We start from the raw sequence: 15,085 nt of genomic DNA, 5'->3' as shown, positions 1-15,085 counted from the left end.
CACTGAAATGTTGACAATACTTCTTCTATCACGATTCGTGATTGTTGTATATTTCCATATAAAAAAATAAGTCTTTTTTGAACGGCATTGTATAATAAAAGAGGGGGTGATCTGCCATCATCGAACTTTTATTCACCATGCTTGAGCGGCTTGGAATTATCGTTATGATTGCCTTTGTTTTAACACGCCTGTCTTTTTTTCGTGAAATCATTTACCGTGATCACCTTGAAAATGATCAGCGAATTAAGGCGATTTTCTTTTTTAGCTTTTTCGGTATTATTGGGACGTACTCCGGTATAGCATTTAACTCCGATTCTGGCCAATTTAATGTCTGGGCATTTGATCTGGCTAATGAAGAAGCAATTGCCAATTCTCGCGTGATTGGCATCGTGATGGCCGGGTTGTTTGGCGGATGGAAAGTGGGGCTTGGAACGGGCCTGATTGCAGGTATCCATCGTTACACACTTGGTGGCTTTACAGATATTGCGTGCGGATCTGCTTCCGTTTTGGCTGGATTGATTGCAGGTCGATTCCATCAAAAGAAAAATGGTATAACATTGTCAACAGCCTTTTTTGCCGGTGCATTAAGTGAATGCTTGCAGATGGGGATGATTTTGCTCATTGCTAAGCCTTTTGACCGTGCTCTGATCCTCGTGGAGCAGATTGGCATTCCAATGATTCTCGCCAATGGACTTGGTGCGGCATTATTCCTGCTTATTATTAAAAGCGTCATCAATGAAGAAGAAAAAGCAGCTGCTTTGCAAGCTCAAAAAACGTTGCGTCTCGCCAGTGAAACGATTAAGCATTTACGAAATGGACTTGATGCTGAATCCGCTCAACTCATTTGCGAAATCGTTCATAAAGAAGTTCCGACGAGTGCTGTTTCCATTATGAATCATGAACGAATCCTTGCTTTTGTGGGGACTGGTAAGCCAGCTCCACCCTTAAACGTGGGAAATAGTGCTTATACGATAACAAAAAGCGGATACGATACTGTTATAGCAGCACCGATTCAACAAGGGGCAAAAAATGCCGGGCTCTTGCTGTTTTATTTCCGTTCTGAAAAAGAAGCAACTGAACTCGCCATTGAATCACTGCTTGGGATCAGTTCGCTGCTAGGTAATCAGCTGAAAATGGCTGAAATAGAAAAAACGTTCAGCCTGGCGAAAGAAGCAGAAATTAAAGCTCTTCAAGCACAAATTAGCCCGCATTTTTTATTTAATTCATTAAATACAATTGTGTCATTAACAAGAATTGAACCGGACAAAGCAAGGAGACTGCTTCTATCACTTTCGCATTTTTTAAGGAAAAATTTATCTGCGACTACAGCAGAATGGACGACGTTATTGGAGGAGCTGCAGCATGTAAAGGCCTATCTTTCGATTGAAGAAACTCGTTTTGAAGACAAGTTATCAGTGCGGTATCACATTGATGACACGATTCTGCATGCAATGGTTCCTCCGCTCACCTTGCAGCCGATCGTGGAAAATGCGGTGAAATACAGCCTGTCAGAAACAAACAGCCATAGTGAAGTGACTGTTTCCATTAAGCAGTGTAAAGATTCTGTCATCATCTGCGTCTGTGATAACGGACCGGGTATTGAAGTCGAACAGCTGGCCATCATCGGTCAACAACCGGTTTCATCTGATAATGGGAGTGGAATTGGTTTATATAATGTAAATCGCCGGCTGATCATGCTGTTCGGAGAAACATCAAAACTCATTTTTACGAAGCGGGAGTCTGGAGGCACAAGCGTCTCTTTTTCTGTACCTATGAAAGGAATGGTAAACGATGAATCATCAAATACGAGTACTCGTCGCTGATGATGAGCCCTACAGCCGTAAAGAACTTATTCATTTACTTTCAAATCATCCATCTATTGAGGTAATCGGTGAAGCAGATTCGGGCGAGCAAGCTGTTGTGAAATGTGTCCAGCTGCAGCCGGACGTAGTCTTCTTAGATATTGAAATGCCTGGTATGAATGGGATTGATACTGCAAAATCAATACGAGAGCTGAAAAAAGTACCTGGCATTGTGTTTGCTACGGCCTATCCGCAGTTTGCGGTTGAAGCCTTTCGTTATGAAGCCGTTCATTATTTATTAAAGCCGTTTGAAGAAGAGGATATAAAGGAAACTGTCAGCAGGATTCAAAAGCTGCTCCCAGAAAAAAGAGTCGTAAAAAAAAACACAGGAAAATTTGCAGTGGAATCAGACGGAGAGATTATATATATTAATCCAAATGACATTATTTATGTGACACGTGAAGAGAAACTAAGCAAAATTGTTATAGCAGACAGTGAGTATGAAGTGAAAATGACATTAAAAGACTTGGAGTCCCGCTTCGAGCAATATCCATTTTTTCGTATTCATAAAAGCTTTCTTGTTCATCTGGATTATGTTCAAAAGCTGACGCCATGGTTTAATGGCGCATATCAGCTCGAACTAAAAGGACGGCAGGAAGTATTATCGGTCAGCCGTAACTACGCGAAAGAACTGCGCCATCAGCTTGAAATATGACACGTTAGCGCTTTATCTTTACATGATAAGCGCTTTCACGTACATGTCATTCCATTTCTCTCTTTTTCATATTCTCTTTCAGTATACTAATTGAAAACGATTACAAAAAATGAGGGGGAGTTACGATGTATACATTTCTAGGCGCATTAGTCTTACTAGTTGTCGGGTATTTTACATATGGAAAGTTTATTGAAAATATGTTTGGCGTCAAAGAAGAGCGTTCGACACCAGCTTATACACATCAGGACGGCGTAGATTACCTGCCAATGAATACGAAGAAAAATTCATTAATTCAACTGCTCAACATTGCCGGTGTCGGCCCGATCTTCGGGCCCATTATGGGTGCATTATATGGTCCAGTTGCATTCATTTGGATTGTCGTTGGCTGTATTTTTGCAGGAGCAGTGCATGACTATTTAACAGGAATGATTTCCATCCGTAACCGTGGTGCACACTTGCCAGAACTAGCGGGAAAATTTTTAGGCAAGGCCATGAAACATGTTGTAAATGCCTTTGCTATTTTGCTATTACTTTTAGTCGGTACAGTATTCGTCACATCACCGGCAGATCTTTTGTACAACTTAATGGATGGGTGGATGGGTATCAGCCTCATTGTTGGAATGATCTTTGCTTACTATATTTTGGCGACACTTTTACCAATTGATAAAATTATCGGACGTTTTTATCCGATCTTTGGTGCTTTGCTGATTATAAGCGCCGTTGGTGTTGGGGTTTCACTCGTTGCGACAGGTGCACCTATTCCAGAATTGACGTTGACTAACATGCACCCAGATAACTTGCCGATATTCCCGCTCTTGTTCTTAACTATTTCATGCGGTGCATTGTCCGGTTTCCATGCGACACAGACGCCCATTATTTCACGGACGACGCAAAATGAAAAACAGGGCCGTAAAATTTTCTACGGCATGATGATTGCAGAAGGTATGATTGCTATGATTTGGGCAGCAGCAGCGATGAGCTTGTTTCAAGGACCAGTTGGTTTAAACGAACTTTTAGCTAATGGGGGACCAGCAGCTGTTGTCAGCGAAGCGTCTATTTTATCACTTGGTGCTATTGGCGGTACGCTGGCAATCCTTGGTGTAATTGTCTTGCCCATTACATCAGGCGATACAGCATTTCGCAGTGCCCGCATGATTATTGCGGACTACATGAACGTCAGTCAGATGAAATTATCAAGCCGTCTTTGGATAGCCGTACCTTTGTTCATTATTTCATTCGTATTAACGAAAATTGACTTTAATATTTTATGGCGCTACTTCTCGTGGGCAAACCAATCGACAGCAGTTATCGCGTTATGGGTTGCGGCTGTCTACTTGTTCATTGCCGGCAAAAATTACTTTGTCGCCATGATTCCTGCCATTTTCATGACGATGGCGACTATGACTTACATTTTGAACGCCCAAATTGGCTTTAATCTGCCGCTTGAAATCGCCTATTACGGCGGTGCAGTCATTACAGTTATTATTATAGGGCTTTTTTATAAAAGAGCCATTCGAGCACGAAACGAAAATGTGCCGCTTGAAGAAGACATAACAGATCCGCCAGCCGCATAAGCAAAAAAGGCTCTCTTGTTTTGATGAGGCCACTGAAAAAGTACCTTCAAACTAAACAGCGCTCCTTTCCTCGATTTATCGAGGAAAGGAGCGCTGTTTTTATTGTATACTTGAAGTACTAATTTCAGGTGGTGTCCCGTACGATTTCAAACTAACAATCTTTTCAACTAACTTATCGATTGGTAAATCTTTTATTTATTCATTTATAAAAACTTTAATAAAGGTCGGGATACAAACAAACACTTCTAGGGTATAGTGATATATGGAAAAATAGGAGGTCGTATATGGCGATTGTTCAGTTATTGAAAAAAGGAAATACATCTTCAGGTATTGCGGCGATAGGCAATACCGTGTTAGCGGTTTTGAAATTTATTGCGGCCTCGTTTAGCGGAAGCGGGACGATGTTTGCATCTGCTATGCATTCACTAGCAGATGCTGTGAATCAGGGATTTGTGTATTTTGGCAGTGCACTGGCGGAAATGAAGCCGTCAAAACGGTTCCCAACCGGATTCGGCCGGGTTGTGAACATCTTTTGTATGATCGCCGTCATCGTCGTTACAATTATGGCATACGAAACGATTTTAAAAGGATGGAAATTGCTTCAGCATCCAGAAGAATCTACAGACTTTTTACTAAATGTAGCTGTTCTTGTAGCAGCCATCATTATTGATGGATTTATTTTATTTAAAGCGATGAAAGAAATTTTGGAAGAAGCACACGTTGAAAAAAGCGGAAATATTTTGACACAAGCGTTTCGAAATGTCGGCAAAGCATCACCTGCAACGCGCCTTGTCTTTTATGAAGATTTAGTCGCGACATCGGGCGCCTTTTTAGCGCTTATTGGGATTACACTTGCGCAGTTTTTTGGTATCCTTGCAGCAGACGGTGTCATTACAATATTAATTGGATTATTGATGGTTTTTGTTGCCTTCCGTGTCGGATATGACAACATGGTCGGTCTTATCGGTGTGGCAGCTCCTGTTGAAGTAGAAGAAAAAGTAGCAAAGGTTATTTTAGAAGATGCGGATACAGTAGACATTCATCATTTACGCATTTTACAGGAAGGCCGCTCGTATCATGTTGACGGCATCATCGAACTGCGTAAAGGATTATCACTTGCAGAAGCGGACGACATTAAATTCCGAGTCAGAGACCGATTGCTAGGAGAAAAAGAAATTGCAGATGTTGCGCTCGGCATTATTGAAGATGACGATAATTCGAGCTGGCAGATGACAACTACTAATAAACAATGAAGCAAAACCGGATTGATATTGATATGAATCAATCCGGTTTTTATAGTCAAAAAGGACTATATGTCTTATAATGATAAAAATGTATGTTTTTTCTTTTTATTCTGCTTTAATAGGCAATAAGCATCCACTGAATGATGTTTCACTTTATGAAAGGAAGATGGATAAATGGATGAAATGTATAATCTGTTTTACTTAGGGACGTCTCGTTACGAAGAGGAATTACCCCTTGATTATGAGCGTGTTATGAAAGATTTATATGATATTCAGTACGCACTCGATCAGTCTTCCATCCTCGTGATTACCGATGCGGCCGGTATGATTACCTATGTGAATGATCGTTTTTGCGAAATATCTAAATATGAACGTCATGAACTCCTAGGGCGAACACATCGCCTCATCAATTCTGGTTTTCACCCACACTCCTTTTTTCAGCACATGTGGAAAACGATCAAGCAAGGGGATATTTGGAAAGGCGATATTAAAAATCGGGCGAAAGACGGCTCAGAGTACTGGGTAAACACAACGATTGTACCGTTTCTCGATGATCAGGGTCATCCTTACCAGTTTGTCTCGATCCGAAGCGATATTACGGATCGGAAAAAAGCGGAAGAACAACTGAAAATGGCACTGAAAAATGACTTTCGACAAACGGTGAAAAATTTGCACAATGCCGTTTTTAAATACAAACAGACCGATGAAGGAGAATTTCAGCTGACGTTGCTGGAAGGAAAAATTTTGGAACCGTTAGGTTATACGACAAGTTTTGTGCAAGGGAAAAAGCTGGATGCCCTTTTTTCAGCGAAAGTGGTGAGAAAAATAAAAGCCTATTTCGCTAAAGCGTATAAAGGAAAAGCGGTCGACTTCGAAATCGGAATTTTCAAACACACACTTCTGATTTACTTATCACCCATTTTTGAAAAGGGTGAAATTGTCGAAGTGGTGGGAACAGCCACCGATATTACCGAGCGGAAAAAAGCAGAAAAAGCGATCTACCGTGTCGCTCATTACGATTACTTAACGGGGCTGCCAAACCGCCGGTTATTTCAAGAAAACATGAAAGCCGTTGACTCTTTGAGTCCCCATTATCCATTTGCCGTGGTCTACATCGATCTGGACCGCATTAAAAATATTAATGATACGATGGGCCACAATCTTGGGGATCAAGTGTTGAAGTTGATCGCAAGACGGATTGAAGAGTGCCTGCGCGCAGGGGATATGGTCGCCCGCATTGGTGGAGATGAATTCGCCCTTTTATTGCCTCATACAGACCGCAAAGAAGCAGAAGCACTGGCGGCGCACCTGATCCATTATATAGGGGAACGGATCGCTATTCATGAAATAGAGATTTTCGTGACGGCCAGCATCGGCATTAGCATGTACCCGGAGGACGGACAAGACAGCGAGACATTGATTAAACACGCCGATGCAGCGATGTACTTAGCGAAAGAGAACGGCAAAAATAATTATCAATTTTTCACGAAAGAACTCGATGAAAAAAATGCGAAAAAAATGAAGATGGAGCGAGAGTTACACAAAGCATTGGAACGCGGCCAGTTTCACTTGCATTATCAGCCTCAATTCGATCTTCAATCGGGCCACATATTAGGGGTGGAAGCACTGATCCGCTGGGAACATCCAGAGCTCGGGATGATTTCACCCGCTGACTTTATTCCGCTCGCGGAAGAAACCGGTTTAATTATACCGATTGGCAAGTGGGTGCTGCAAACAGCCTGCCGGCAAAATAAAAAATGGCAGGAGGCCGGTTTTCCAGCCATACGAGTCAGTGTCAATGTGTCTGTCCGACAGTTCACACAGCCTACGTTTGTCAACACTGTGAAAGAAGTCCTTGAACAAACCGGTTTATCACCGGATTGGCTGGACCTTGAACTAACGGAAAGCATGATACTTGAAGGGGAATTTCTCCATTCTGTTTTGCAAAAGTTAAAGGACTTAAACATCCATGTGAGTATGGACGACTTTGGGACAGGCTACAGTTCCCTCAGTTCGCTCCGTCATTTTCCAATTAATCGGCTTAAAATTGACCAAACATTCGTTAAAACACTGGATGACACGAATAAAGCCATTGTGGCGATGATCATTACACTCGCTAAAAATTTGAAGATGGATGTCCTTGCAGAAGGCGTGGAAACGATCGAACAGGTCACCTTTTTAAAAGAAATGAACTGCCAAGAAGCACAGGGTTATTTTTTTGCAAAACCGATGTCTGCAGAAAAAATGGACACTTTTTTTATGCATCCATTTGCTTATTTAGCTTAATAAAATCGCCTAAAAGGCTACTAGTTATTTTTTGTCATATCCCATTTTTTTCGTCACGATAAACGCTAAATCATCGTTTCCGTAAAGTGACAGCACGTTTAACATTGTTTCATTTGCAATAGTGCCTGCTTCTTCTTTAGGCACAGTTAACTCGATGGCTTGTTTAAGTGCGTCGTTAGCCACCTGATTCGGATAGGCTCTCGTATACAGCTCAATTGGATCAAAATCGTTATTAACACACCACTGAGCGAAAATAAACACCATCATTTGTTCATCACGCTGATAATTTTCAATTATACTGTTTTCTAGCTCTTTTTTATTCAATTGTCTTAACCCTTTCCATTTCCATATTGTAAATAGTTGACCCTATCATTCATTTTTACATAAGCAAGAGGAAAAAGACAGCATTGTGATACATACCATTTTCATTTCACAAGTAGCCGATGTCAGTAAATAATTCCATCGTATAAAAAAAAATCGGTGCTCCATAATAAGCGCGTACCACAATCTTGAGGAGGCGAATACACATGAATATTTCCCCACAGTTTAACCATGGTGCACATGAGATTTTTGATGTCCATGAAGTATTATCATGTACAATCGGCGCATTAAACAAATACACGGTGCTCCGGTCAAAAGTAAAAGATCAGGAATTGTTGGACATATTGGATCGTCAGCATCAATTTATGCAGCAGACGTACAACACCATTGTTGATTGTTTTAAATCGGGTCAAGATCCGGCAGTACCGACAAAAACTTATATGATGAAAGAAAACAACACATTCAAATTTGGACTAACACCAACTCAGCCAAAAAAACCGATTCAATCAGAAACCGAAATTAATGATGAGATTATTTCTGGATGGATGCTTGGCTCGGCGAAATCATTAGCTACAGTAAAAACAGGTGCTGCGATGGAAACGACAAATCCTGTCGTACGCCGGGTGTTAGCTGATTCGATTCCAAACTGTATTGAAATGGCGTATGAGATCTCGATTTATCAAAATAAAAATGGCTACTATCAAGTGCCGCAGCTTCCAATTACAGACATGCAGGCAATCATGCAATCGTATGCACCAGCTTCTGAGGCAGTTGCAGCACGTTAATTAAAAATAATCCCGCTGTCTTCGTGACAGCGGGATTATTTTTACACTTACATATAAAAGTATTTAATGAAAAATTTTGCTTTTACGTTATTTATTCTTTATTGAAAATAGGCTGCTCATGATCCCTACACAAAAAACGGTGAGGCAGGATAAAAAAGGGGAAGTATTTAAAAAGAAAATGCTTCCGGTAAAAACAATGAAGAAATCAATAAGAAAAATCACTATTCCTGGATTCAGGTTTATATACCTCGCAAACATTTGACCAAGCAAATCAGTTCCGCCGATACTTGTATCAAATCGAAGCATAAGGCCAAGCCCTGATCCTACAAAGATCCCTCCAATTACAGCATTTGTAAGAGGGGCTAGATATAAATTTGTTCCTACAGAATGCAGCGGATAGAGCATATCGATCATAAGGGAGGAAAATAGCATTCCATGAAGGCTGTTATACAAATAAGAGCGTTTATACACCCATGACAACATAAAAATGGGAATACTGATGATAATCACAACGAACCCGACTTTTATCCCCGTCAAATAGTGCAAGATCAGACCGATTCCAATGGTTCCTCCATCCAATAATTTATAAGGAACGAGAAAAATATTCACCCCAACACCTAATAAGAAGCTTCCCACCATAATTGCAATTGTTTTGTGTAAAAAGTGCATGTTACTCCCATCTCTAATAAGATGTTTTAGCATATACAGTAGGGGAAATGTATATGATTACAAAGCAAGTCATTTAGTGAGGTGAAAAATAATGAAAAGTAATCCAGAGACGTTTACAAAAGTAAAATCGTACGTTCCGTTTCACGGCCCTTGTGATCCATGTCCACCTATTGGTCGCAAATATTATAGTACTCCGCCGAACTTATATTTAGGGTTTCAACCGCCAAATCTTCCACAGTTTTCTCCTGCAGAGGCATTGAAAAGTGGTACATTATGGGCTTTTTTCTATGATTTTTATGAAAATCCTTATAAAAAGAGAGCAGGTAAGGGAAATGGTTAAAACGTTGCCTCAAGAGTATTATAAGCAGTTAGAGGAAATTCAAGTGGCTGACTTTGTTCTCATTGAATTGACGTTATACTTAGACACTCATCCCACTGATATGCAAGCGATCCAGCAATACAATCAATATGCTCATTACAGCAAACAGCTTAAAGAAAAGTTCGAAGCAGCATTTGGTCCTCTAGAGCAAGGTAGCCTTAATCGTACACCTGAATTTTGGGCATGGAAAAGTGGTCCGTGGCCGTGGCAAGTATAACGAAATGGAAAAGGTGGGAATCCAATGTGGAGTTATGAAAAAAAACTTCAATATCCTGTAAAAGTCAGTACTTGTAACCCCACTTTAGCCAAGTATTTAACGGAGCAGTACGGTGGGGCAGACGGTGAACTTGCGGCTGCTCTTCGCTATTTAAATCAACGTTATACAATTCCGGAAAAAGTAGTTGGATTGCTAACAGACATTGGTACAGAAGAATTTGCTCATTTAGAAATGATTGCAACGATGATTTACAAATTAACAAAAGACGCAACCCCACAGCAGTTAAGAGATGCAGGACTAGGTGAGCACTTTGTCGCCCATGACAGCGCTTTGTTTTATAATAATGCAGCGGGTGTCCCATTTACCACTTCTTACATTCAAGCAAAAGGCGATCCGATTGCTGATTTATATGAAGACATTGCAGCGGAAGAAAAAGCGAGAGCGACTTATCAGTGGATTATCGATATGTCCGATGATCCAGATTTGAATGATTCACTCCGTTTTTTAAGACAAAGAGAAATTATTCACTCACAGCGTTTCAGAGAAGCTGTTGAAATATTAAAAGAAGAACGTGATCGCAAAAAAATATTTTAAGTTTTAAACGGAACAGCATAATGAAAAAATAAATTACGTATTCCGCATTATAATACGAATGTCTTTATTTATACGGACACTTTCACTAAAATCAAGTGGAAGTGTCTTTATTCATTTGTATATTTAAGAAGGGTGACGGAATGGAGATGGAATGATGATTTTAGGACCGCGTGTACTGAAAACAGGAATAGCTGTTACACTGGCATTATACATATGTATGATTTTGAATTTGGAACCTGCTGTCTTTGCGGGAGTAGCTGCGATATTCACGGTCCAGCCGTCAATTTATCGTACATGGAGGCAGATGTTTGATCAGATTATAACGAATACATTAGGTGCAGCAGTTGCTCTCTTTTCAATTTATTTTTTAGGGGATAATCCAATTATAATTGGATTTGTCATTGTGTTAGTTATTTCTTTAAGTTTAAAAATGAAGATGGAAAGTACGATCCCACTCACACTCGTTACAGTATTAGCGATTATGAGTGCGCCAGGGAATGAAGAGCTTTTTTTTACGATGAATCGCTTTTTCATTATTATGATTGGGATTGGATCAGCGCTACTTGTTAACCTCTTCATATCACCTCCAAAATATAAGGAAAATTACTTGGAAAAAGTGCACTCCATTTTTCAAAATATGTCGCTACTTCTACGCACAGCTGTTTCAAACGAGATGACCGAGACATCATTTCAAGAACACAGTAAAAAGTTACAGACCGACGTTCGAAAGTTAGAAGAACAATTTAAAATCTTCGATGAAGAGAGAGAAAAAATGGCAAAATTAAAACCAGTGAACGTGCGAGAAATCGTTGTATTTAAACAAATGTTAAAAACGCTTCAACAAGGGGAAGAAGTACTGGAAAATATAGAAGAGCACTATTTCCAAAGTAAGGCGACAGATGAGGAAGATCATCTATTCGATGCACATCTTGAACAGCTGACGAGATATCACGAATATTTATTTTTGAAATATGAGGGGAAAATAAGAAAGCAGGAAGATGATATTGAACAGGGTATATCAAGCCAAAGCGGAGTATTTTTTGAACAAGCATTGGAACGGTACATCCAAAACAAAGATCAAAAATTGCGGTTATTTATTATTGCTTCTTCTATAGTGGAATATACGTTTCATTTACAGCGATTGGATCAATTAATCGATCAGTATTATAAAGTAAGAAATAAATAAAGTGAAACTTCATTCAGTGGGGGTTAGGTTCACAGGATGTGAATCATGCAGACGTTGTCACAGGACGTGACGTTCTTAGTCTGCCTTCCTCTTAGCCCCCACTGAATAAAAAGGAACTCAGGTAAAGAGCGCCGCGTCCTGCGGCAATACCTGAGTGACCGGCTTCAGCCGGCCCGAACCAATCGGGCTTTTACGGGCAGTTGATCCCCCACTCATCCTTCTTTTCGATGTCTTGAAGCGGGGGCCTTACTGCCCGTTAATGCGGGATAAATATGAATACTCAAGTGCATGACTAACGGGAAGATTATATTAAAAGTGTATACGTCCTAGGAGGGTGCAAAATGATAGCTGTTTCAAATCAACCTAAGCGAATTCAATGCAATAACGAATATGATGATCTCCAAAAAGTTATTTTATGTGAACCTCAATTTATGGCCATTCGCGAGGTTATTAATGAAACACAGGAGCATTTTAAAAACGAAAATATTAATATTGATCGTGCGACGTGGCAGCATGGTCAATTTAGTCAATTGCTTAGCGATCATGGGGTAGAAGTCATTAAGCTTCCATCCATCCAGCATTACCCGGAACAAGTCTTCACAAGAGATATCGGGTTTACAATCGGCCAAACGATTTTCATTGCTGAAATGGCTGCTGATATCAGACAAGGAGAGGAAAATGAATTGCAAAAATGGCTTGAAAAAGAGCATATTTCATTTCTTAATCTAATTGAATATTCGATTGAAGGCGGAGATGTTATTGTCGATGGAAACACTCTCTATATTGGGAAGAGTAGCCGAACAAATGAAAGAGCAATTCATCAGTTAAAAAGCATCCTTCCTGATTATGAAATAATTCCTATTTCATTTAATGAAAAATATTTGCATTTAGACTGCGTTTTTAATATTATTTCGCCAAATGAGGCATTCATTTTTCCGGAAGCAATTGATCATCATACTGTAAAGATGCTATCATCGCGATTCGATTTAATCGAAGTGACTGAAAAAGAACAGTTTACACTTGGAACGAATGTGCTTTCAATCGGACGAAAAAAAGTATTTAGTTTGATGGGAAATCAGGATGTAAATAATCAGCTTACGAAGCGGGGATATGAAGTGATTGAGGTGGATATTTCAGAGATCATTAAATCGGGAGGCTCTTTTCGCTGTTGTACATTGCCGATTTTACGTCAATCAGACAAAATAAGTATTCACTGAAAAATAAACTAAACATTTTGAATTTTTTCCAGGAGTGAAAGGATATTATTATAGCCGTTTCGATGGTATAGCATCGAAACGGTCTTTATTTTCCAGAAAAATAAAACCGGTTTCATTTAACGAATAATCAATATGAGAAAATCGGTTTTCATCATTGGGTATATTTTCAATTCATAAAAAAAACTTTTTACCTCATCCTAACGTTGTTCTTAATGATTTCGAGGAGGAATTAAATATGACAGTAATTAATGATGTAAAGCAAACAATGGCCGGACTTAAAACGGTCCAAGCAAGCTTTGAAACGTTTGCGCTTAGTACGGATAATCAACAAGCAAAAACGCTCTATCAGAATGCTGCTCAGCAAGCACAGACAATTATTGATAATTTCTCTCCGCGCATTGAGCAAATTTTACAAGAAGAACCTCAATACAAACAGTAATAATAGGCTGAAAAGGCTGGTTATCTTCACCAGCCTTTTTGCCATTTATCAAATTACGAAATTGAAGGCATAAAGAAAACAGAACTGGAAGTGGTATACGTATGTCAAATAATCAAAAAAAAGAATTAACACCTGTTCAACAGGAATACCAAGTTCTTCAAAAAGAGCGAGAAACAAAACGACCTGTTGCTCGCAATTGCATAAAAGCTTTTTTTATAGGTGGATTGATCTGTTTAATCGGGCAGGCTATTCAATTCTTTTATATATTTTTTTTCAATTTTACCGAACAAACAGCTTCACATCCAACGGTAGGAACGTTAATTTTCATCGCTATGCTTTTAACAGGCTTTGGTGTTTATGATCGACTTGCTCAATTTGCAGGAGCAGGATCGGCTGTACCGATTACCGGCTTCGGAAACGCCGTCATATCGGCTGCTATTGAACATCGGACGGAAGGATTTGTGCTAGGTGTGGGCGGTAATATGTTTAAATTAGCGGGTTCTGTTATTCTGTTCGGCGTTTTTTCCGCTTTCGTAGTTGCTACGATTAAAACCATTTTGATACAGTGGGGTGGTTTTTAATGTTAGCGGGTCACCGTACATGGGTCTTTGATCAAAAGCCGGTTATTATCTCCACTGGAACGGTAGGCGGACCGTTCGAAGCAAACGGGATGCTTGCAAATGATTTTGACCTTCTTCATTCTGATTTATGGTTAAAACAAGATACGTATGAACAGGCTCACCGAGTACTTTTTGAAGAAGCTTGCCAAAAAGCAATGGAAAAAGGCGGTCTGCGAAAAGAGCAAGTTCAGTTTCTTCTTGGAGGAGATCTCATTAATCAAATGACGCCGACAAGTTTCGCCAGTGGGACATTGGGGACTCCTTATCTCGGTTTATTTGGTGCCTGCTCAACTTCTATGGAGGGGCTCGCTCTTGGCGCCTATATCGTAAACACGAAAGGAGCTAAATATTTATTAACAGGAGCTTCGAGTCATAACGCAGCGGTTGAAAAGCAATTTCGTTATCCAACTGAATACGGAGCACAAAAACCGCCTACCTCACAATGGACCGTAACAGGAGCTGGAGCTGCTTTGTTGAGTGACGAGGGGGAAGGTCCCCACGTGACGTCTGCAACAATCGGCCGTGTCGTTGATATGGGATTGACCGATCCGTTAAATATGGGTGGGGCGATGGCGCCGGCAGCTGTTGATACGATAGAGGCGCATTTAAGAGAACGAAATCTTGATCCTTCCTACTATGACTTGATTGTAACGGGAGACCTTGGACGAGTCGGACATGAAGTTTCCCTTGATTTATTAAAAAAACACGGGACACCTATACAAGAAGAGCAATATAAGGATTGTGGACTGATGATTTACCGGGAAGGACAGCCGGTTCTGGCTGGAGCCAGTGGACCAGGATGTTCAGCAACGGTTGTATATGGTCATTTGTTAAACCGTATGAAAAAAGGGGAATTCAAACGAATGCTCGTTGTCGCGACAGGGGCTTTATTGTCACCATTAAGTTTTCAACAAGGTGAAACAATACCTTGTATCGCTCATGCCGTGTCGATTGAATATGGGGGTGAATAACGCAATCTGATTGTATTCTTTTCTTTGTGAGGAACAACTTTGATATGTAAATGAAAAAAGAAGGGA

At 40.1% G+C, this 15,085-nt stretch carries 16 protein-coding genes; 14 read left to right on the top strand and 2 right to left on the bottom strand.

The features are described from left to right. The first annotated feature begins 164 nt into the window (after positions 1–164). From BLL40_RS08295 to BLL40_RS08275, 5 genes are all read left to right on the top strand, one after another. Positions 165–1,823 carry a LytS/YhcK type 5TM receptor domain-containing protein gene (locus tag BLL40_RS08295; RefSeq protein WP_245797920.1) on the top strand — a complete coding sequence of 553 codons (1,659 nt, stop codon included), beginning with the start codon at positions 165–167 and terminating at the stop codon, positions 1,821–1,823. Then, a complete protein-coding gene (locus tag BLL40_RS08290) occupies positions 1,792–2,517 on the top strand; it encodes a LytR/AlgR family response regulator transcription factor (protein WP_073711450.1) in 726 nt (241 codons plus the stop codon). Before BLL40_RS08295 ends, BLL40_RS08290 begins: the two co-directional genes overlap by 32 nt. Positions 2,518–2,642: 125 nt before the next feature. Continuing rightward, positions 2,643–4,091: a carbon starvation CstA family protein gene (locus BLL40_RS08285; protein ID WP_073711449.1), complete on the top strand. Its 1,449-nt coding sequence runs from the start codon at positions 2,643–2,645 to the stop codon at positions 4,089–4,091. Between the two features lie 284 nt (positions 4,092–4,375). After that, positions 4,376–5,344, top strand: a complete 969-nt coding sequence (locus BLL40_RS08280) for a cation diffusion facilitator family transporter (RefSeq protein ID WP_073711448.1) — start codon at positions 4,376–4,378, stop codon at positions 5,342–5,344. Positions 5,345–5,509: 165 nt separating this feature from the next. Beyond that, positions 5,510–7,621, top strand: coding sequence for a sensor domain-containing protein (locus tag BLL40_RS08275; protein WP_073711447.1), 2,112 nt, complete (start codon positions 5,510–5,512; stop codon positions 7,619–7,621). Between the two features lie 24 nt (positions 7,622–7,645). Here BLL40_RS08275 and BLL40_RS08270 read toward each other — a convergent pair whose 3' ends face one another. Further along, complete coding sequence (locus BLL40_RS08270) at positions 7,646–7,945, bottom strand: hypothetical protein (protein WP_073711446.1); 300 nt, start codon at positions 7,943–7,945, stop codon at positions 7,646–7,648. 203 nt (positions 7,946–8,148) lie between these two features. Here BLL40_RS08270 and BLL40_RS08265 point away from each other — a divergent pair, with 203 nt between their 5' ends. After that, positions 8,149–8,727 (top strand): spore coat protein, encoded by a 579-nt coding sequence (locus BLL40_RS08265; protein WP_073711445.1) that lies wholly within the window; start codon positions 8,149–8,151, stop codon positions 8,725–8,727. Positions 8,728–8,814: 87 nt separating this feature from the next. Here the strand turns inward: BLL40_RS08265 and BLL40_RS08260 are convergent, their stop codons facing one another. Next, entirely contained in the window at positions 8,815–9,396 is a 582-nt protein-coding gene (locus tag BLL40_RS08260; RefSeq protein WP_073711444.1) for a YitT family protein, read from the bottom strand. A 91-nt stretch (positions 9,397–9,487) separates the two neighbouring features. Here BLL40_RS08260 and BLL40_RS08255 point away from each other — a divergent pair, with 91 nt between their 5' ends. From BLL40_RS08255 to spoVAD, 8 genes are all read left to right on the top strand, one after another. Beyond that, the gene (locus BLL40_RS08255) at positions 9,488–9,736 is read left to right on the top strand and encodes a spore coat associated protein CotJA (protein WP_073711443.1); all 249 of its coding nucleotides are present in this window, start codon (positions 9,488–9,490) and stop codon (positions 9,734–9,736) included. Then, positions 9,729–9,992: a spore coat protein CotJB gene (locus BLL40_RS08250; RefSeq protein WP_073711442.1), complete on the top strand. Its 264-nt coding sequence runs from the start codon at positions 9,729–9,731 to the stop codon at positions 9,990–9,992. Before BLL40_RS08255 ends, BLL40_RS08250 begins: the two co-directional genes overlap by 8 nt. Before the next feature lie 24 nt (positions 9,993–10,016). Next, on the top strand, positions 10,017–10,586 hold the full coding sequence (cotJC, locus tag BLL40_RS08245) for a spore coat protein CotJC (protein WP_073711441.1): 570 nt from the start codon (positions 10,017–10,019) through the stop codon (positions 10,584–10,586). A 151-nt stretch (positions 10,587–10,737) separates the two neighbouring features. Next, positions 10,738–11,772 (top strand): FUSC family protein, encoded by a 1,035-nt coding sequence (locus tag BLL40_RS08240; protein WP_245797919.1) that lies wholly within the window; start codon positions 10,738–10,740, stop codon positions 11,770–11,772. 341 nt (positions 11,773–12,113) lie between these two features. Continuing rightward, positions 12,114–12,989: a dimethylarginine dimethylaminohydrolase family protein gene (locus tag BLL40_RS08235; RefSeq protein WP_073711439.1), complete on the top strand. Its 876-nt coding sequence runs from the start codon at positions 12,114–12,116 to the stop codon at positions 12,987–12,989. A 235-nt stretch (positions 12,990–13,224) separates the two neighbouring features. Beyond that, complete coding sequence (locus BLL40_RS08230; RefSeq protein WP_018393045.1) at positions 13,225–13,428, top strand: DUF1657 domain-containing protein; 204 nt, start codon at positions 13,225–13,227, stop codon at positions 13,426–13,428. Between the two features lie 101 nt (positions 13,429–13,529). After that, the gene (spoVAC, locus tag BLL40_RS08225) at positions 13,530–14,009 is read left to right on the top strand and encodes a stage V sporulation protein AC (RefSeq protein WP_073711438.1); all 480 of its coding nucleotides are present in this window, start codon (positions 13,530–13,532) and stop codon (positions 14,007–14,009) included. After that, complete coding sequence (gene spoVAD, locus BLL40_RS08220; RefSeq protein ID WP_073711437.1) at positions 14,009–15,019, top strand: stage V sporulation protein AD; 1,011 nt, start codon at positions 14,009–14,011, stop codon at positions 15,017–15,019. Before spoVAC ends, spoVAD begins: the two co-directional genes overlap by 1 nt. The last annotated feature ends 66 nt before the right edge of the window (positions 15,020–15,085 follow it).

The organism is Domibacillus mangrovi (assembly GCF_001906925.1).
Lineage (GTDB): Bacteria > Bacillota > Bacilli > Bacillales > Domibacillaceae > Domibacillus > Domibacillus mangrovi.
This window is presented reverse-complemented; position numbering and strand designations above follow the sequence as displayed.